General features: G+C 49.0%; 19 protein-coding genes. 17 read left to right on the forward strand and 2 right to left on the reverse strand.

Translation table 11 applies throughout. The features are described from left to right. Window positions 1-6 precede the first annotated feature (6 nt). The 3 genes from ACWJJX_RS15745 to ACWJJX_RS15755 all read left to right on the forward strand — a co-directional run bounded on the left by ACWJJX_RS15745 (window position 7) and on the right by ACWJJX_RS15755 (window position 2026). Window positions 7-438, forward strand: a complete 432-nt coding sequence (locus ACWJJX_RS15745) for a PTS sugar transporter subunit IIA (protein WP_012116817.1) — start codon at window positions 7-9, stop codon at window positions 436-438. A gap of 1 nt (window position 439) precedes the next feature. After that, window positions 440-1561: a mannitol-1-phosphate 5-dehydrogenase gene (locus tag ACWJJX_RS15750; RefSeq protein WP_077721802.1), complete on the forward strand. Its 1122-nt coding sequence runs from the start codon at window positions 440-442 to the stop codon at window positions 1559-1561. A 69-nt stretch (window positions 1562-1630) separates the two neighbouring features. Next, entirely contained in the window at window positions 1631-2026 is a 396-nt protein-coding gene (locus ACWJJX_RS15755; protein ID WP_077721804.1) for a 3-hydroxyacyl-ACP dehydratase FabZ family protein, read from the forward strand. Between the two features lie 38 nt (window positions 2027-2064). Here ACWJJX_RS15755 and ACWJJX_RS15760 read toward each other — a convergent pair whose 3' ends face one another. After that, a complete protein-coding gene (locus ACWJJX_RS15760; protein ID WP_003156294.1) occupies window positions 2065-2229 on the reverse strand; it encodes a hypothetical protein in 165 nt (54 codons plus the stop codon). 127 nt (window positions 2230-2356) lie between these two features. Here ACWJJX_RS15760 and ACWJJX_RS15765 point away from each other — a divergent pair, with 127 nt between their 5' ends. The 9 genes from ACWJJX_RS15765 to ACWJJX_RS15805 all read left to right on the forward strand — a co-directional run bounded on the left by ACWJJX_RS15765 (window position 2357) and on the right by ACWJJX_RS15805 (window position 9767). After that, window positions 2357-3106, forward strand: a complete 750-nt coding sequence (locus ACWJJX_RS15765; protein WP_003156292.1) for a Cof-type HAD-IIB family hydrolase — start codon at window positions 2357-2359, stop codon at window positions 3104-3106. Window positions 3107-3311: 205 nt separating this feature from the next. Beyond that, complete coding sequence (locus ACWJJX_RS15770) at window positions 3312-4076, forward strand: 5-oxoprolinase subunit PxpA (RefSeq protein WP_044053271.1); 765 nt, start codon at window positions 3312-3314, stop codon at window positions 4074-4076. A gap of 22 nt (window positions 4077-4098) precedes the next feature. Beyond that, window positions 4099-5313 (forward strand): NRAMP family divalent metal transporter, encoded by a 1215-nt coding sequence (locus ACWJJX_RS15775; RefSeq protein WP_044053272.1) that lies wholly within the window; start codon window positions 4099-4101, stop codon window positions 5311-5313. Window positions 5314-5317: 4 nt separating this feature from the next. Next, a complete protein-coding gene (locus tag ACWJJX_RS15780) occupies window positions 5318-6112 on the forward strand; it encodes a putative hydro-lyase (RefSeq protein WP_094247234.1) in 795 nt (264 codons plus the stop codon). Window positions 6113-6141: 29 nt separating this feature from the next. Next, the gene (gene pxpB, locus ACWJJX_RS15785) at window positions 6142-6873 is read left to right on the forward strand and encodes a 5-oxoprolinase subunit PxpB (protein WP_012116821.1); all 732 of its coding nucleotides are present in this window, start codon (window positions 6142-6144) and stop codon (window positions 6871-6873) included. A gap of 2 nt (window positions 6874-6875) precedes the next feature. Continuing rightward, complete coding sequence (locus ACWJJX_RS15790; protein WP_103695332.1) at window positions 6876-7883, forward strand: 5-oxoprolinase subunit C family protein; 1008 nt, start codon at window positions 6876-6878, stop codon at window positions 7881-7883. Between the two features lie 17 nt (window positions 7884-7900). Next, complete coding sequence (locus ACWJJX_RS15795) at window positions 7901-8650, forward strand: IclR family transcriptional regulator (protein WP_003156285.1); 750 nt, start codon at window positions 7901-7903, stop codon at window positions 8648-8650. 64 nt (window positions 8651-8714) lie between these two features. Next, on the forward strand, window positions 8715-9356 hold the full coding sequence (locus tag ACWJJX_RS15800) for a GDSL-type esterase/lipase family protein (RefSeq protein WP_353575483.1): 642 nt from the start codon (window positions 8715-8717) through the stop codon (window positions 9354-9356). 195 nt (window positions 9357-9551) lie between these two features. Next, entirely contained in the window at window positions 9552-9767 is a 216-nt protein-coding gene (locus tag ACWJJX_RS15805) for a YczI family protein (RefSeq protein ID WP_369719110.1), read from the forward strand. Here ACWJJX_RS15805 and ACWJJX_RS15810 read toward each other — a convergent pair. Next, a complete protein-coding gene (locus tag ACWJJX_RS15810) occupies window positions 9738-10058 on the reverse strand; it encodes an antibiotic biosynthesis monooxygenase family protein (protein WP_003156282.1) in 321 nt (106 codons plus the stop codon). The genes ACWJJX_RS15805 and ACWJJX_RS15810 overlap by 30 nt on opposite strands. 156 nt (window positions 10059-10214) lie before the next feature. On the opposite strand from ACWJJX_RS15810, the gene ACWJJX_RS15815 reads away from it, so the two are divergent. The 5 genes from ACWJJX_RS15815 (at window position 10215) to ACWJJX_RS15835 (ending at window position 18373) form a co-directional block, all read left to right on the forward strand. Further along, the gene (locus ACWJJX_RS15815; protein ID WP_077721815.1) at window positions 10215-12218 is read left to right on the forward strand and encodes a penicillin-binding transpeptidase domain-containing protein; all 2004 of its coding nucleotides are present in this window, start codon (window positions 10215-10217) and stop codon (window positions 12216-12218) included. Between the two features lie 113 nt (window positions 12219-12331). Continuing rightward, the gene (locus ACWJJX_RS15820; protein ID WP_014304356.1) at window positions 12332-13234 is read left to right on the forward strand and encodes an aldo/keto reductase; all 903 of its coding nucleotides are present in this window, start codon (window positions 12332-12334) and stop codon (window positions 13232-13234) included. A 299-nt stretch (window positions 13235-13533) separates the two neighbouring features. Next, window positions 13534-15618: a BglG family transcription antiterminator gene (locus tag ACWJJX_RS15825; protein WP_043866838.1), complete on the forward strand. Its 2085-nt coding sequence runs from the start codon at window positions 13534-13536 to the stop codon at window positions 15616-15618. A 221-nt stretch (window positions 15619-15839) separates the two neighbouring features. After that, a complete protein-coding gene (locus ACWJJX_RS15830; RefSeq protein ID WP_015388698.1) occupies window positions 15840-17354 on the forward strand; it encodes a class I adenylate-forming enzyme family protein in 1515 nt (504 codons plus the stop codon). 158 nt (window positions 17355-17512) lie between these two features. Beyond that, window positions 17513-18373: an SDR family oxidoreductase gene (locus ACWJJX_RS15835; protein ID WP_015388697.1), complete on the forward strand. Its 861-nt coding sequence runs from the start codon at window positions 17513-17515 to the stop codon at window positions 18371-18373. Window positions 18374-18379: the final 6 nt, after the last annotated feature.

Genomic DNA, 18379 nt, shown 5'->3' on the forward strand with positions numbered 1-18379 from the left:
TTCATCATGGAAGTATTGGCTAAAGCGAACATCAAACTGAACCAGACAGTGAACTCAAAAGAGGATGCCATCCGCCTGGCGGGACAGACGTTGATTGATAACGGTTACGTGAAGAACGGCTATGTGGAAAAAATGTTCGAACGTGAAGAAACATCATCCACGTTTATGGGGAATTTCATTGCGATTCCGCACGGAACGGAAGATGCGAAGGATGAGGTGCTTCATTCAGGCATTTCCGTCATCCAGATTCCGGACGGTGTGGAATACGGTGAAGGCAATACGGCAAAGGTCGTTTTCGGTATCGCCGGAAAAAACAATGAACACTTAGACATCCTGTCAAACATCGCCATCATCTGCTCAGAGGAAGAAAACATCGAACGGCTGATCAGTGCAAAGACGGAAGAAGAACTGGCCGCTATTTTCAGCGAGGTGAACTGACATGATTGCCCTTCATTTCGGAGCGGGAAACATCGGGCGGGGCTTTATCGGCGCCCTGCTCCATCATTCCGGCTATGACGTAGTTTTCGCTGATGTGAATGAAACGATGGTCAGCCTTCTCAATGAAAAGAAGGAATATACCGTGGAGCTTGCCGACGGCGGCAGGCAGACAGAAATCATCGGCCCCGTTTCAGCCATCAACAGCGCGGTGCAAGAACAAGAGCTGTACGGGCTGATTAATGAAGCGGCGATCATTACGACGGCGGTGGGCCCGAACGTTCTCAGACTCATCGCCCCGTCCATCGCGGAAGGTCTGAAGCGCAGAACGTCCTCTGAGCCTCTCAATATCATTGCCTGTGAAAATATGATCGGCGGCAGCAGTTTTCTGAAAAAAGAAGTTTTCGGACATTTGACGGAAGCGGAGCGGGAACTCGTGAACCGGACAGTCGGCTTCCCGGATTCTGCGGTAGATCGGATCGTGCCGATTCAGCACCATGAAGATCCGCTGAAAGTATCCGTAGAACCGTTTTTTGAATGGGTCATAGACAGAACCGGCTTTGCCGGCGATCAGCCGGTACTTAAAGGCGCGTTGTTTACGGATAATCTTACACCTTTCATTGAGAGAAAGCTGTTTACCGTCAATACCGGGCATGCCGTCACGGCGTATGTCGGCTATCAGCGCGGATTAAAAACCGTCAAAGAGGCCATCGGCCATCCGGAAATCCGGCGTGTCGTGTACGATGCACTTTCAGAAACGGGCGAGTACTTGGTGAAAGCGTACGGCTTTAAGCAAGCCGAACACGAGCAGTACATGAAAAAAATCATCAGCCGCTTTGATAATGAATACATCACGGATGATGTGACAAGAGTCGCCAGATCACCGCTCAGAAAACTCGGAGCGAATGACAGATTAGTAGGGCCGGCCAAAAAAATAAAAGAACCGAATGCGCTGGCGGAAGGTATCGCCGCCGCCCTGCGCTTTGACTATCAGGATGATCCGGAAGCGGTTGAGCTGCAAAAGCTTATCGCGGAAAAAGGCACGAGCGGCGTTCTTCAAGACATTTGCGGTATTCAGCCGCATGAACCGCTGCATGGCATCGTGCTCAAAAAGCTCAATCAATAAAAATGAACCCGCGTCGGGGGGACGCGGGTTTTTTCTTGCGTTATAATGAGAGAGAAGGGAGGCTGCGTGATGAATCAGAAGCTATTGCCCCATCGTTTTCCGTTTCTTTTGATTGACGGCACGACGACCAGTGAAGCCGGAAAATGGGCGGGTGCTTACAAAAACATCAGTGAAAATGACTGGTTTATAACTGAATCCCAAAAAGAGATGCCATTTTCGCTCGTCGTTGAAGCAATGGCCCAAACGGCGGCTTGCGCGGGAATTACCGGCGGTGACGGTCTCGGTCTCTTATCCGCGGTGAAGAAAGCGGAAAGGTTAGGTGCCGCTTTGCCGGGAGACCGTCTGGATCTTTTTTTTGAGGTCACGCGAATCAGACGCGGTTTTGTGTTCGGCCGGGCGAAAGCGTCCGTTGCCGGGAAGCCTGTGGCGGAAGCTGAACTCAGCATATTTATCCAGCTATCGTAAAAAAAGCCGCCACTGGAGGCGGCTTTCGGACAAGCGTGTTATTTTGTATCATAATCTCTTTCACTTTGTGAATTGTCCCTCTGGTCATGTTTGTGTTTTTCGTCATTGGCGTTTTCCTTCAGCTCTTCCAGCGGAATCGGATCGGTTAAATCATGATGTTCAGGATTTTCATTCGGTTTGTTCTTTTGTTTTCTTTCTTTCATCCTCCATCACCTCAATATTTATTTTCCTCAACGCTCGCCCTGCCAAACGCAGGAAGCGGTTTTTTGTTCCTGTGGGTCATATGTATTAAAATAGAGACGACTACAATATAAAAAGTGAGGTACATATATGCCGATACAAAGAGAAGACGCAGATATTAAACTGATCGCGATTGATATGGACGGAACCCTGCTCAATGACGAGCAGCTCATCCCGGAGGAAAACCGGCGGGCGATCAAGGAAGCGGAGGCGAAAGGAATTCACGTCGTCATCAGCACAGGACGCACGCTGATGACCTGCCGCGAACTGGCTGAGTCTCTCGAGCTGTCATCCTTTTTAATCACGGCAAACGGCAGCGAAATCTGGGATTCCAACTTTGAGCTGGTTGAGCGCAAGCTTCTTCATACCGATCATATTCAAAAATTATGGGATCTGAGGAATAAGCACAACACGAATTTCTGGGCTTCTACCGTCGATAGAGTGTGGAGAGGGGAATTCCCGGAAACGATTACGGATCATCAGTGGCTCAAGTTCGGGTTCGAAATCGAGGATGATGAAGTGCGGAATGAGGTGCTGAAAGAGCTCAAAGAATACAAGGAGCTCGAAATCACAAACTCAAGTCCGATCAACATCGAAGTCAATGCCCTCGGTATCAACAAAGCGGCTGCGCTGGCGAAGGTATCGGAAAAACTCGGCTTCACGATGGAAAATGTGATGGCCATGGGTGACAGTCTGAATGACATTGCCATGATTGAAAAAGCGGGTGTCGGCGTCGCCATGGGGAACGCGCAGGACATCGTGAAAGAAACAGCTGACTGGGTGACTGATGTCAACACGGAAAACGGGGTCGCCAAAGCGATCCGCCACTGGGTGTTATAATAGAAAAAAGAGAGAGTCTCAGCATGAGGCTCTCTTTTTTTGTTTTGTCAGATTTGTGACTAGGTCTATGGTAGGTTTTCTGACAAAAGGATGTTCAAACCTGTCAGAATTAAATATAATGAAGAGAAATTCAACAATTCGGAATAATCGTTCCGAATATCGGAATGATAATAAAATAAAACGTTTACAATACAGGAGGGAGCTTATGTTTCAGATTGACATCAATTGTGATTTAGGAGAGAGTTTCGGTGCTTATAAAATCGGACTGGATGAAGAGATTTTGGATTATGTGACATCTGCAAACATCGCCTGCGGCTTTCATGCGGGTGATCCCAGCGTGATGCGCAAAACGGTTGCGCTTGCGGCGGAAAAAGGCGTGAAAATCGGCGCTCATCCGGGACTGTTTGATCTGCAGGGATTCGGGCGGAGGCAGATCGCGATTACGCCCGAGGAAGCGTATGATCTGACGCTGTATCAAATCGGCGCGCTGTCAGGGTTTTTAAAAGCGGAAGGTGTCGAGATGCAGCATGTGAAGCCGCACGGCGCTTTATATAATATGGCCGCCGTCAATCCCGGCTTGTCAGAAGCCATCGCTCAGGCGGTCTTTCATTTTGATCCCGGACTCATTCTTTTCGGGCTTTCCGGAAGCGAGCTGATTAAAGCGGGAGATCGAATCGGACTGAGGACGGCAAGCGAAGTGTTTGCGGACCGCACCTATCAGGAAGACGGCACGCTGACGCCGCGTTCAGAGCCGGATGCGCTGATTCAGGATGACAAAAAAGCGGTCGGTCAAGTGATTCAAATGGTGAAAGACAGCACGGTGACATCACGTAAGGGACAAGCTGTAAACCTGAAAGCGGACACGGTCTGCATTCACGGAGACGGCGCCCACGCCCTCACATTCGCAAAAACAATCAAAAAAGAATTAAAAGCGGCAGACATTCAAATCAGCGCGCTTGCAAAAGACTGAGCAGCAGAGGGAGGAAGACAGCATGGAGCAAAAGAAAAAAACAGCCGGAAAGGCTTCCGGCAAATGGTCGCTTCTTTTAGGCGCGACATTTTTGATGGCGACATCATCAATCGGGCCCGGCTTTCTGACGCAAACGGCCACGTTTACCAATACATTGGCGGCAAGCTTCGGCTTTATCATTTTAATCTCTATTATTTTGGACATCTTCGCGCAAACCAATGTATGGCGGATTATCGCGGTTTCCGGAAAGCGCGGCCAAGAGATTGCCAATATGGTGCTTCCGGGCGCTGGTTATGCCATTGCTTTTCTGGTCGTGCTCGGCGGACTTGCGTTTAATATCGGAAACATCGGCGGCGCGGGTCTCGGTCTTCAAGTATTATTCGGAATCAAACCGGAGATCGGCGCTTTAATCAGCGCTGCGATTGCGGTTCTGATTTTCGTCATAAAGGAAGCCGGAAAAGTCATGGACCGTTTTATGCAGATCGCCGGAATCGTCATGATCGTATTGACTGTGTATGTTGCCGTAACGACGGCTCCGCCGGTCGGACACGCAGTTGTGAAAACTTTTATGCCTGATCATATCAGTGTGCTGGCAATCGTGACGCTTGTCGGCGGCACGGTCGGCGGATACATTACATTTGCCGGCGGCCACCGCTTGCTTGATTCAGGCATCCAAGGGAAGGAAGTCATTCCTCAGGTCACGAAAAGCTCCATCACAGGCGTCTTGATTACATCTATTATGCGGATTGCCCTGTTTCTCGCCGTGCTCGGCGTCGTCTCAAAGGGCCTGCGCATCGATCCTGATAATCCCGCGGCTTCTGTGTTCAAGCTTGCGGCGGGAAATGTCGGCTATAAAATTTTCGGCGTCATCATGTGGTCTGCCGCTATCACGTCTGTCATCGGCGCCGCCTATACATCGGTGTCATTCTTCAAATCGTTTTCGGCAAAAATCGAAAAGCACTCACATGGCGTAATTATCGGTTTTATCATTGTATCCACTCTTATTTTTGTCACGATCGGCCAGCCTGCCAAAATTCTGGTCGCGGTCGGTTCGCTTAACGGCTTAATTCTGCCGCTTGCATTAGCGATGATTCTGTTGGGCGCTTATAAGAAAAAAATCGTCGGCGATTACAAGCATCCGATCTGGCTCACGATTGCAGGGGCGATCGTAGTGGTTGTCATGGCGGTTATGGGCATCTATACATTATTCTCGCAAATGCCGCAGCTATGGAGCTGATGATATGAAAAACCATATGAGAGATACGAGTCCCGAAGAAGTCAGACAGCTTATCAGGAAAGGGCAGATGACCGGGCCGACGGCGGGGTTGGCCGCTTCTTACGCACAAGCCAATCTCGTTGTTTTGCAAAAGGATCTTGCCTTTGATTTTCTTTTATTCTGCCAGCGTAATCAAAAGCCTTGTCCGGTGCTTGATGTGACGGATGCGGGTTCACCTGTTCCGGCAATAGCGGCGCCGGGAGCTGATATCCGGACGGACTTTCCGAAATACAGGATTTATCGGCATGGCGTGCTTACTGAAGAGGTAACGGATATTACGCCGTATTGGAAGGATGATTATGTCGGGTTTTTGATCGGCTGCAGTTTTTCATTCGAGCAGGCCCTTATCAATCAGCACATTCCAATCAGGCACATTGATGAAGGCGTGAACGTTCCCATGTATAAAACAAATATTGACTGTGTTCCGGCGGGCTCGTTTTCAGGAAAGATGGTCGTCAGTATGAGACCGATTCCGGAAAGGCTTGCAGTCCGCGCGGCGCAGGTCACGTCACGTTTTCCCGCCGTGCACGGCGCCCCCGTCCGCATCGGAAATCCGCAAAGCATCGGCATCAGCGATTTGCATCAGCCGGATTTCGGAGATGCCGTAACGGTGCGGGAAGGTGAAGTTCCCGTATTCTGGGCCTGCGGCGTTACACCCCAGGCGGTGATCATGGAAGCAAAGCCTGATATCGTAATAACACATTCACCGGGGCATATGCTGATCACCGATATACGAAATGAATCGCTTGCTGTCCTGTAAGTGAGAAAGAATACAACGAGGTGATGACAATGATGCAGTATAGCGGAAATACAGCGCTTGATATACAGCCGTACGGTGATTCCGCCGTTATCATCCGCTTTGGCGGGCACATCAGCGAAGAGGTCAACAGCCGGGTGCATGCGGCGGCAGCCTGTATGGAAGAACGGCCGTTTCCGGGCTTCGTTGAATGTATTCCGGCATTCACAAGCTTAACGATCTTTTATGACGTGTATGCCGTCTCAAACATAAAAAAAGGCGTCTCTCCTTTTGCCCTGGTCAAGAAAGAAGTGACAGAACGTCTCAGTCATATAATGACCGGCCGCAAAGAAGAGCGCCGGGTGATGGAAATCCCCGTTTGCTACGGCGGTGATTTCGGTCCCGATTTAGAAGAGGTCGCTGAGATGAACGATCTGACCCCGGAAGACGTCATCCGCATTCATACTGAAGGCGAATATCTCGTTTATATGCTCGGATTTGCGCCGGGGTTTCCGTTTTTAGGAGGAATGTCTGAGCGGATCAGAGCGCCGAGAAAGGCGTCGCCAAGGCCGTCCATCCCGGCCGGTTCAGTAGGAATCGCGGGAATGCAGACCGGTGTGTATCCGATATCCACTCCCGGCGGCTGGCAGCTGATCGGCAGCACCCCGCTCCGGCTTTTCAGGCCGGAAGAACATCCGCCGAGTCTTTTGAGAGCGGGCGATACGGTGAAATTCGTCCGGATCACAGCAGAGGAGTACAGCCGCATCAAGGAGGGAGCCGAATGAGTATGAAAGTGGTAAAACCCGGTCTCTTGACGACGGTTCAGGACACGGGACGGACGGGATATCAGAAATACGGTGTATTGGGAAGCGGCGCAATGGATACGATCTCTCTGCGCATCGCCAATCTTCTTGCCGGAAATCAAGAAAAAGAGGCGGGGCTTGAAGTTACGCTCATGGGGCCAGGGCCTTCCTTTGAGTTCTCAGAACCCGCGGTTATTGCCGTTACGGGAGCTGATTTCGCCTTTCATATTAATGGGGAGCCCGCCCCTCTGTGGAAACCGGTTTTGATAAAGGAAAACAGCGTCGTCTCATTCGGGCCGTGCAAGATGGGGAGCCGCGCATATCTCGCCGTCGCGGGGGGATTTGACGTGCCCGCCGTCATGGAAAGCAAAAGCACGTATGTCAGAGCGGGGATCGGCGGCTTTTGCGGAAGAGCGCTGCAAAAAGATGATGAGCTGCCGCTCGGCCGTATGACGCCATGTTCGGAATCAATCGCGTACCGTCTGAGCGATTCTTTCGGACAGCATGGTTTCTCAGCGCCTGATTGGTCTGTCAGCAGCAGAGGGTTTCTGCCGCTGAAAAAAAATCCGGTCATACGAGTGCTTGAAGGCGCTCAATTTCACGCTTTTACAGAAGAAGCAAAATTACGTTTTTATCAAGAGTCATATACGGTCACGCCTCAATCCGACCGAATGGGCTACCGGCTGAAGGGCGCTCCGCTTGAATTGCGGGAGCCGCTGGAAATGGTATCTGAGGCTGTGACGTTCGGAACGGTGCAGGTGCCGCCGGACGGCAATCCGATTATTCTGCTGGCTGACAGACAGACGACGGGGGGCTATCCGCGAATGGCGCATATCATATCCGCCGATCTTCCCCTCGTCGCCCAAACGATGCCGGGGGAACATATTACGTTCCGGGCCGTTTCGCTGGAGGAAGCGGAAATGCTGCTTTTGGAGAAGGAACAGCAGCTGAAGGAGCTGAAAGCAAGGCTCAAAATGGAATGGCTGATCTGACAAAGGGGCTAAAGACCATGGAAAACAAAAACAAAACCGTCATCAAATCAATGGAACTGCTTCATTTGTTTCTCACTGAACCGAGCCTGAGCTTAAATGAGCTGGTTTCTCTATCGGAAATGCCGAAGACTTCGGTTCACCGGATGGCAAGCTCACTGGAGGAAACAGGGTTTCTCACCCGGGCGGCGGACGGCCGTTATCAGCTTGGTCTGATCTTTTTACAATTCGGCCAGCTCGTCTCTGAACGTCTGGATATCAGGAAAATAGCCAAACCGATTATGGAAGAGCTGTGCAGCGAAGTGGATGAGGCCGTTCAGCTGATCATGAGGGACGGGGATGAAGCCATTTACGTCGAAAAAATTGAAGGCACCCAAACCGTCCGCCTGTATACGGCAATCGGCCGCCGGTCGCCGCTGTACGCGGGAGCGTGCGCCAGAAGCATTTTATCGTTTCTGCCGGAAGAGGAGATTGACACATACATTCAGAAGACAAAGCTTGCCGCAATCGCCTCAGGCACGATGACGGATCGGGCTGAACTGCTTCACTCCATTGAAAGATCCTTGCAATCAGGTTATACGATCAGCTATTCGGAATTAGAAGATTATACGGCGGCGATCGGGGCGCCGATTTTCAATCACGAAGGTAAGGTGGCTGCCGGAATCAGCATCGCCGGCTTCGAAGCCCGGTTTTCAGAGGACAGGCTGCCGTATTTAACCGAAAAGGTCAAAAACGCCGCACAGCATATTTCTGAGAAATTGGGTTATTGACCGAGCCAATTTTTCTTCACTCGCGTACATTACAATATCGATAGTAACGAGTGGAGGAAAGTAAATGGGACTTGTTTATACGGCGCTGGGGGATTCTTTGACGACGGGGAGGGGATCCGGGCCGTTTTCCGCCGGTTTTGTCCAGCGGTTCGGGCGCTTGATGGCAGAAGATTTACAGACAAAAACCGACATATCCATCTTTGCCAAATCAGGCCTTGAGACGGGAGAAATTCTCGGGCTTATGTCCTTGCCGTACATTCAGAGGCGGATTCAGGCTGCTGATATGATTACGATTACAGGCTGCGGAAACGATTTGATTGATTCGGTTCAGGCATATCAGCAAACATCGGATGCTTCGGTATTCACCAGCGTGTCCAGTCACTGCCATGAGAACTTTGAAAAGATGATAGCCAAGATCGCTGCCTTAAAAGGGCCGCACCCGTCTCCTTATGAGATCCGCGTCTTCAATTTATACAATCCTTTCCCGGGCATCTCCATTGCAGAGAAATGGATATCCTCTTATAATGCGCACCTCAGCACGCTCGCATCGGCGCCGCACGTCAAAATTGCCGACGTCCACAGCGCTTTCAAAGGAAAAATGAATGAATATCTTTCTCATGACCGCGTACACCCCAACAGCAAGGGGTATGAAGTCATGGCATGCGTCCTGCGGGGGCTCGGATACGGAAGCCTCGCCCGCTCATAACCGCGCGCTCCTTTTCATGGGGAGCGCGCTTTTCGTGCTCCTTAAAACAAACTTAAAATTGTCCGACTTTCGTTCTATCCGCACAAAAAGTACGCTAGAATAATGGGGGATAAAGACAGAAATAGAATTGTGTTCAAAAAATGATAATAGAAAGGATGGATTGCTTTGCTGCGCGCCTTAAAACTGTCACTCGCGATGCTGATTATTATACTTGCGGCCGCCGCATTTACGTATGCGGAACATACCTCTGTCATACAGCCGGTTATGCTCGTGTTTCTCGGTGCGGTCATGTTCATTCAGGGGCTGGAGGAAAAACGGAAAGAAAACGACGGCTCCGGGAAATTCAATATCTATACCGCTGTTTTTGTATGGTCAATCTCCTTAATCGGTTTTACGCTTCACGCGATCTGAGTCTGATAGATCCTGAAAATGCTCCACAACGGGAAATGGTGAATAAAAACGGTGCAGTAAGGCTTTCCACTCCTGATATTCCGGCGATCCGCGAAAGCCTTTTGTATGATCTTCTAATGTCTCCCATTCCACAAGCAGCAAATATTTATGCGTCTTTTCCATACATTTGGACAAGGAATGGGACAGATAACCTTTCATGCCCGCGATAATCGGCTCCGCCCGGCGGAATGCCTCTTCGAATTCCCCCTCAAGGCCTTCTTTTACATACAGCATGGCTGCTTCTCTGATCATCTGAAATTCCTCCTTTTTTTAATAGATACATTGTATAAGAATATGGGCCGTGACGGCCGGAAAAACAAAAAAATTTTAAACGCTCTGAGAAAAAAATCCTTGCCAGCCTGATTTGGTTTAGGAGAAAATAACAGTTGGAAGGCAGGGGAATAGATAGTGAAAAAAGGGTTATACCTATTACTTTTACTCGCAGGAATCATAGGTTTGATCGGCTGCTCGAAAACGGAATCGGCCGAAGACAGAATGAAAGATTTCGTAAAAGACTGGAACGGCGGTCATTACGATAAGATGTACCAAAGCCTCACCCAAGATGAAAAGAAAAAACGATCCAAAAAGGATTTTGTAAAACGATATGAAACCATTTATGAACAAGCAGGGGTCAAAAATCTGAAAGTCACTGCCGAAAAACAGGACGAAGACGATAAGAAAAAAGATGACCTCCAGCACATCGATTATAAAGTCAGCATGGATACAAAAGCAGGGAAGGTCGCTTTTGAAAACACGGCCGTCCTGAAAAAAGAGAAAACAGACGATGGCGAATCATGGAACATTGACTGGAATCCTTCTTTTATTTTCAAACAGCTTTCCGATGACAAAACCGTGCAGATCGCAAATGAGGAACCGAAGCGCGGACAAATTTACGACAAAGACGGAAAAGGTCTCGCCGTGAATACCGAGGTGCCGGAAATCGGCATTATCCCTGGAAAACTCGGCAAGGATAAAGACAGCGTGATCAAAAAACTGTCTGAAAAACTGGACCTTTCTGAAGACGATATCAAAAGCAAACTGAACCAGGGCTGGGTAAAAGACGACTCCTATGTCCCGATTCAAAAAATCAGACCGGATGATGAAAGCAAGGTCAAAAGCCTGCTCGCACTAGACGGCGTGACGAAAACGAAAGTCAGCTCCCGCTACTATCCGTACGGCGAAAAAGCGGCCCATCTGACCGGCTATATTAAAACCATCACAGCGGAGCAGCTGAAAAAAGCGAAAGACGGCCAATACAGCGATACTTCCAAAATCGGCATCGCCGGCCTTGAGAATGTATATGAAGACAAGCTGCGCGGCACGACCGGCTGGAAAATTTACGTCCCGCAAACAGGTGAGGTCATTGCTGAAAAGAAAGCCGAAAGCGGGCGGGATATTCATGTAACGATTGACATGAAAACGCAGACGAAGCTGTATGATTCTATGAAAGACGACAGCGGAGCGGCAGTCGCCCTCGAACCGCAAACGGGAGAGACCCTCGCGCTCGTCAGCGCACCGTCTTATGACCCGAACGGCTTTCTTTTCGGCTGGAGCGGAAAAGAGTGGAAAAAGCTGAATGAAGATAAAAACAATCCGTTTTCAGCGAAATTCAACAAACTTTATGCGCCGGGATCAACGATTAAACCGATTGCCGCGGCAGTCGGCCTGACAAACGGCACATTGAAAGCGTCGGAAAAGAAAAAAATCACCGGTAAAGAGTGGCAGAAAGATTCGAGCTGGGGCGGTTACCATGTCACACGCGTATCAGAGCGCCTGAATGAAGTGGATCTCGAAAACGCGCTGATCACATCGGACAACATCTACTTTGCGCAAAATGCCATAGATGCCGGAGCGGACGCGTTTACAAAAGGATTAAAAACATTTGGCTTTGATGAAGAGATTCCGTACCAATTTCCGATTGAAAAGTCCTCAATCGCTAACGGCAAGCTTGATTCCGAGATTCTTCTCGGAGATACGGGCTACGGCCAGGGGCAAATGCTGATGTCTCCGCTGCACTTAGCGGCTGACTATACCGCATTTGTAACAGACGGAAATCTCGTCAAACCGACATTGATCAAAGACGGAGAAAAAACACCGCAAATCTGGCATAAGCAAGTGGTATCAAAAGCCAATGCCGAAGAAATCACAAAAGGGCTGAGAGGCGTCGTTGAAGATCCGCGCGGCTCTGCATATCAGCCGGCCGTAAGTGGCATTACCGTAGCCGGAAAAACCGGCACAGCCGAGCTGAAAACGTCTAAAGAAGATAAAGACGGCAAAGAAAACGGCTGGTTTGTCGGTTACGATTATAAAAAGAAAGACCTCTTGATCGCGATGATGATTCAAGACGTCAAAAAACGCGGCGGAAGCCATTACGTCGTTGAAAAAGCGAAAAAGCAGTTTCAGAATCATTAAATGACGATTTTTGCGGGCTGAAAGGAAAATCGGCCGCCGAAGCAGAATGAAACAGCATGGGCAATTCCTGAAAACAGAGATACAAGAGGCTCTAAGAAAAAGGGGGATTTCACATGCAGCGCATTCAATTGGCTGAAGACCTGGAATTTTCAAGAGTGATACACGGGCTTTGGCGTCTGAACGAATGGAATGTTTCAGACGGAGAGCTGCTGAATCTGATTGAATGGTGTATCAGCCAAGGCATCACCACCTTCGACCATGCCGATATATACGGCGGTTATACGTGTGAAAAGCTGTTCGGCGGCGCTTTGTCCCTTTCGCCTTCAATAAGGGAGCGAATCGAAATCGTCACAAAATGCGGGATTGTCATTGAATCACCGGAGCGGCCCGGAAACAAGTCGCATCATTATAATACGTCGAAGTCTCACATCTTAGCGTCGGCGGAGCAGTCGCTTTTGAATCTGAATACGGATTATCTGGATGTGCTGCTCATTCACAGACCGGACCCGCTTATGGACCCGGAGGCTGTGGCTGAAGCGTTTCACGCGCTGAAAAGCTCGGGCAAGGTCAGATATTTCGGGGTATCGAACTTTAAAGCGCACCAGTACAGAATGCTCGAATCCTATTTGGATGATCCGCTCATCACAAACCAAATTGAAATCTCGGCGTACGAGCTGGAAAATATTCATGACGGCACGCTGGATTTCTGTCTGGAAAAACGCATTCCGCCGATGGCGTGGTCACCGCTTGCGGGCGGGAGCGTCTTTACAGGACAATCAGATAAGGACCTCCGAATCCGTGCCGCGCTTCGTTCCGTACAGGAAGAAATCGGCGCCGCTTCCATTGACGAAGTCATGTACGCATGGCTGTTCACCCACCCGGCAGACATCATGCCGATTGTCGGCAGCGGAAAAGAGAACCGCATTTCCGCCGCGGTGCGTGCATCCGCGTACAAACTCAGCCATGATCAGTGGTTCAGGATTTATACCGGTGTCCAAGGCTGCGATATTCCATAAACAGAACAAACGCCCGGAAGGTATCTTCCGGGCGTTTGTTTATGTGGTGTGCAATGTCTAAAAACAAGTAAGGTCACTTTGAAGTATAGCTGTGCGGATCAAGAGTAACAAGCGTCATGGCATATTATCTGACACATTTTTCTTTTTCAATACTGTCACACGGCCCAGTGCCAAATTGCCATTTGAAAATGGTTGAATAATCATTGAAAGCGTTTTATATTATAATTTACACCACTTTCCCCGGCAGCACTCCCCATATGCCATACTTCTCACAACTAGAAAATCTGGAGGCGCGTTTCATGTATATGACAGCGAGAGAACAAAAATTAATGAAACATCTATTACTGCAGAACCGTTACGAGACAGTGCATGAACTGGCAGAAGCTTTACAAGTCAGCACAAGAACCGTTCACCGCGAGTTAAAAACAATCAAACCGATGATGGAATCATTCGGTCTGGCACTTGATAAACAGCCCGGCAAAGGACTGAAAGCGGTAGGAAACCCGGAGGACAAACAAAAACTCCTGTCAGACCTGTCCTATGAACAGCATGAATACAGCGCTGAGGAGCGGAAACTTTTAATTCTATGTTCACTATTAGAGTCGCAAGAGCCGATCAAGCTCTACAGTCTGGCGAACGAACTGCAAGTGACAAACGCGACAATCAGTTATGATCTGGATGAGCTGGAGACCTGGATCGCGCCCTTCGGCTTGACGCTGATCCGAAAAAGGGGCTTCGGCATTCAGCTGACGGGGCCGGAAAATGCGAAACGGAAAATCGTCGGCAATCTCATCGTCAACCGGCTTGATATTCAGAGCTTTTTGGAAGCGGTTGAATTCAATATTAAAGGAAAACCTGACGATGCTGAAAAAATGTTCGGGGTCGTAAATAAAGCGGAACTTTTGAAAATGGACCGGCTCTTGATTCAGCTCAAGGAAAAAATCGCGATCGCCTTATCTGACAGCTCATACATGGCGCTTGCGGTTCATTTAACCTTTGCGATGGACCGGATCAGACTCGGAGAAACCATCACGATGGAGGCTTCGGAACTAAAAGCGCTGCAGCAGACGAAGGAGTACGGCTCTGCGCTGGAAATGGCAAAAGAGCTTGAAAAAGCGTTCGGCGTTTCAATTCCGGAAGCTGAGATCGGTTATATCACCATTCATTTGCGGAGCGCCAACCGCCAATACAAAACGGAATTCAAACCGGAAAACATTGAAGTTGAAACGGCCTTGCAAACGAAGCAGCTGATCGGCTTCATTTCTGAAAAAATCAAAATTGATCTGACGGAAAACGGTTCTTTATACGACGGTTTAATCGCCCATCTGGAGCCTGCGATCAACCGGGTGAAAGAAAATATCGACATGTACAACCCGATGACCGAGCAAATTAAACGCGACTACTTTCTGCTGTACATGGCCGTAGAAGAAGGAATGGAAAAATTCTTTCCGGGGCTTCTTTTCTCTGATGATGAGATCGCTTTCATCGTTCTTCACTTCGGCTCCGCTCTGGAAATCAAACGGGAAGAAGCGAAGATCAAAGCGCTGATCGTCTGTTCCAGCGGCATCGGGTCGTCCAAAATGCTCGCATCCAGACTGAAAAAGGAGCTTCCGGAAATCCGTTCCTTTGATATGTCTTCCCTCATCGAACTGAAGGACCGAGACATCACCGCGTATGACATGATCGTATCCACCGTTCCGATCCCGTATGGAAACATTGATTACGTCATGGTCAGTCCGCTTTTAAACGAAGAAGACGCTGATCAGGTGAAGCAGTACATCAAAAGAAAAATTCCGCTGATTCTTGACAAAAAAAGAAACGGTAAAAGAGAAGAGAAGCAGCCGGAGACGCCTGATATGCTGGAAGCGGCCGGCCGTATGGCACATTATGCGGCGGTTATCCAAAGCGTGCTGCGGAACTTTTCGATCAAATCCATTGAGTCAAACACGGCGTACGAACTGTTTTTGAATCGTTTGTTTGCCATGCTTGAGCAAGAAGGATTTGTCCGTAATGCCAAACAAACCGCACAGCGCCTTGCAGAGCGTGAACGACAGGGCGGACTCGGCATTCCGGGAACGGCGATGGCGCTGTACCATCTCAAAAATGAAGAAATTGTCACGCCTTTTTTCAAAATTTATGATTTGACAGCTCCATGCAGTGTCAAAGGCATGGACGGAAATTCCCTGACCGTCGGCCGCGCTTTGGTGATGATGGCGCCGGCTGATATGCCCGCTGAAGGGTCGGAAATACTAAGTGCGGTCAGCTCCGCCATCATCGAGTCCGAAGACAGTATAAAAGCCTTCCAGACGGAGGATGAAGCCGATTTATACAAACGTTTAAACAAGCTGTTTTATCATTTCATTCAGGAGAAAGGACAGCGGTAAACAGAAAGCGCACACCTCATATGGGGTGTGTTTTTTTCTGCATGCATGAGGGTAAGGGGAAGGGAAGAAACTAAAAACATGGGACTATTGTATCATTCACGAATGGAATAGTTCTAAAACAAAATTGTTTTACAAGTTATATTTTTTGGTTTAAAATGGGTTGCGTGAGGAAGAAAATCTGACAGAGTTTTTTGTGATTTATGATTATGGGAGATGAAAATATGGAGACATTACAGCATATGATTCTGCATGACATTTCAAATAGCGAAGAGATCGAAGCTGTAAAAAGCGGTGCGCATACCCTGACCTACGCGGAATATCGAAAACGAATCAACCAGCTTGCACAAGCGCTTCTTGATAAAGGAATAAAAAAAGGCGACAGAGTGGCGATGCTTTGCAAAAACGGCCACGCGTCATCCATTGTCATGTTTGCGGCACTCGAAATCGGCGCGGTTGTTGTGCCGGTCAGCTGGCAATTAACACCTTACGAAATGAAAGGCATTTTAGCAGCCTGTGAACCGAAAGCTGTCTTTTTCGGCACTGAATTTAAAGAGATTATGGAAGAAGTTCTTCCTGCGCTGGTATCTTCTCTTAAACTGAAGATCGAGACAGGAACAGCTGCGGAGACAACGCCTGAGTTTGACGCTTTATTGACAGGCTCCGGTGATACACCGGATGTCGAAACGGTGTCTGAAAACGATACGGCATTGCTGATGTTTACCTCAGGTACAACCGGCAATCCGAAACGCTGCATGATCACTCACGGCGGCATATACAACTACGTAAACGCGACATTGGCTTACACGGGGAGAATGCAGCATGTCCGCTTCTTAGCATGCCATCCGAATTACCATACGAGCGCGATTATCTGCCAGATGGTCGGCACGATGAGCGGAACGACATTCATTATGACAGACAATCAGGACCCTGTGGAAAACTTGAAGCTCATCGAAAAAGAAAAAATTCAAACCATCATGGCGCTGCCAGTCTATTTCACATACCTGCTGAAAGCATGGGAAACGCACCAGACTGACATGTCTTCTATCGTTTATATGATGACGGGAGGCACAAAGGTGCCAAGCAGCCTGATCCAGCAGTATCTCGACATCGGCATCCCGCTCATGCACGGATACGGAAGCACGGAAGCGTGGGGCATCAGCTCTTGGAATCCGCAAATGGGAATGGATAAAGCCGCTTCCGCGGGTAAACCGATGGAAGAAGTGGACGTCCGCGTTGTAGATCCGGAAACAGGTGAAGTCCTTCCGCAAGGCTCAATTGGAGAAGTCGTTGTGACAAGTCCGTTTTTATTCAAAGGCTACGAAGGTAACGAAGAAGCGACACGAAAAGTGCTGAAAGACGGCTGGTTCCATACCGGCGATTCCGGCTATGTGGATGAAGACGGATTTATCTTTATCACCGGACGTTATAAAGATGTCATCATCTACGGCGGCGATAATATTTATCCTGACCAGATTGAAGAAGTCATTCAGCAAGTGCCGGGAATTCTCGAAACAGCGGTTGTCGGTATCCCTGATCCGCTCTACGGCGAAAAGCCGAAAGCGTTCATCGTGACAAACGGCAGAGAAGACCTGACAGAAGAAGAAGTGACCCGATTCCTTCAAGAACGTCTTGCTGCCTTTAAAATTCCGGACATTGAGTTCGTCAGCGAACTTCCGAAAAACAACCTTGGAAAAGTGAGAAAAGACGTGCTCCGCAAACAAGCGGTACGTTCATAATAGAGAACAAAAACCCGGCTGCCAGCCGGGTTTTTTTCTTGCGTTCCATGTGAAACATTTTTCTCCGAAAACGTTTTGAACTGTCTCAATCATGTTTATCCGGAAGACAGCAGAGGTAGACAAGAAATATGACAACGAACCAGAAGGAGGAACTTGACATGGAAAACTATCCGAAGGAATTCCCGGCGGAATCACAAAACCGCCAGCCGGGCATTGAAAGCGAAATGAATCCGGCGCCTGTTTACGAATACAAAGAATATAAAGGCGCTGACAAATTAAAAGGGAAAACCGCGCTCATCACAGGGGGCGACAGCGGTATCGGACGCGCCGTTGCGGTTGCTTACGCGAAGGAAGGCGCAAATGTCGCGATCGTCTATTTTGATGAACACGATGATGCGGAAGATACAAAAAAACGAGTGGAAGAAGAAGGAGTAAAATGTCTGTTAATCCCCGGCGATGTCGGTGAGGAAGACTTTTGCAATGAAGCCGTTGAAAAAACGGTTGAAGAATTCGGGCGTCTTGATATTCTCGTGAATAACGCCGCGGAACAGCATCCGAAAGAAAGCATTAAAGACATCACAAGCGAGCAGCTTCACAGAACCTTTAAGACAAACTTTTACTCACAATTTTATTTGACTAAAAAAGCAATTGATTACATGAAGCCGGGCAGCGCGATCATCAATACGACATCCATTAATCCTTACACAGGCAATCCGCAGCTGATTGACTACACGGCTACGAAAGGCGCGATTAACGGTTTTACGAGATCCATGGCGCAAGCGCTCGTCAACGATGGTATCCGTGTCAACGCCGTGGCGCCGGGGCCGATCTGGACACCGCTTATTCCGGCGACATTCTCAGAAGAAACAGTCGCTTCCTTCGGTCAGGATACGCCGATGGGCCGGGCAGGCCAGCCTGTTGAGCATGTCGGATGCTATGTGCTCTTGGCCTCAGACGAATCCTCTTATATGACCGGACAGACGCTGCATGTCAACGGCGGCAGATTTGTGACCACATAAGGAGGC

The sequence above is a fragment of the Bacillus sp. YH3-2-B2 genome, assembly GCF_053663335.1.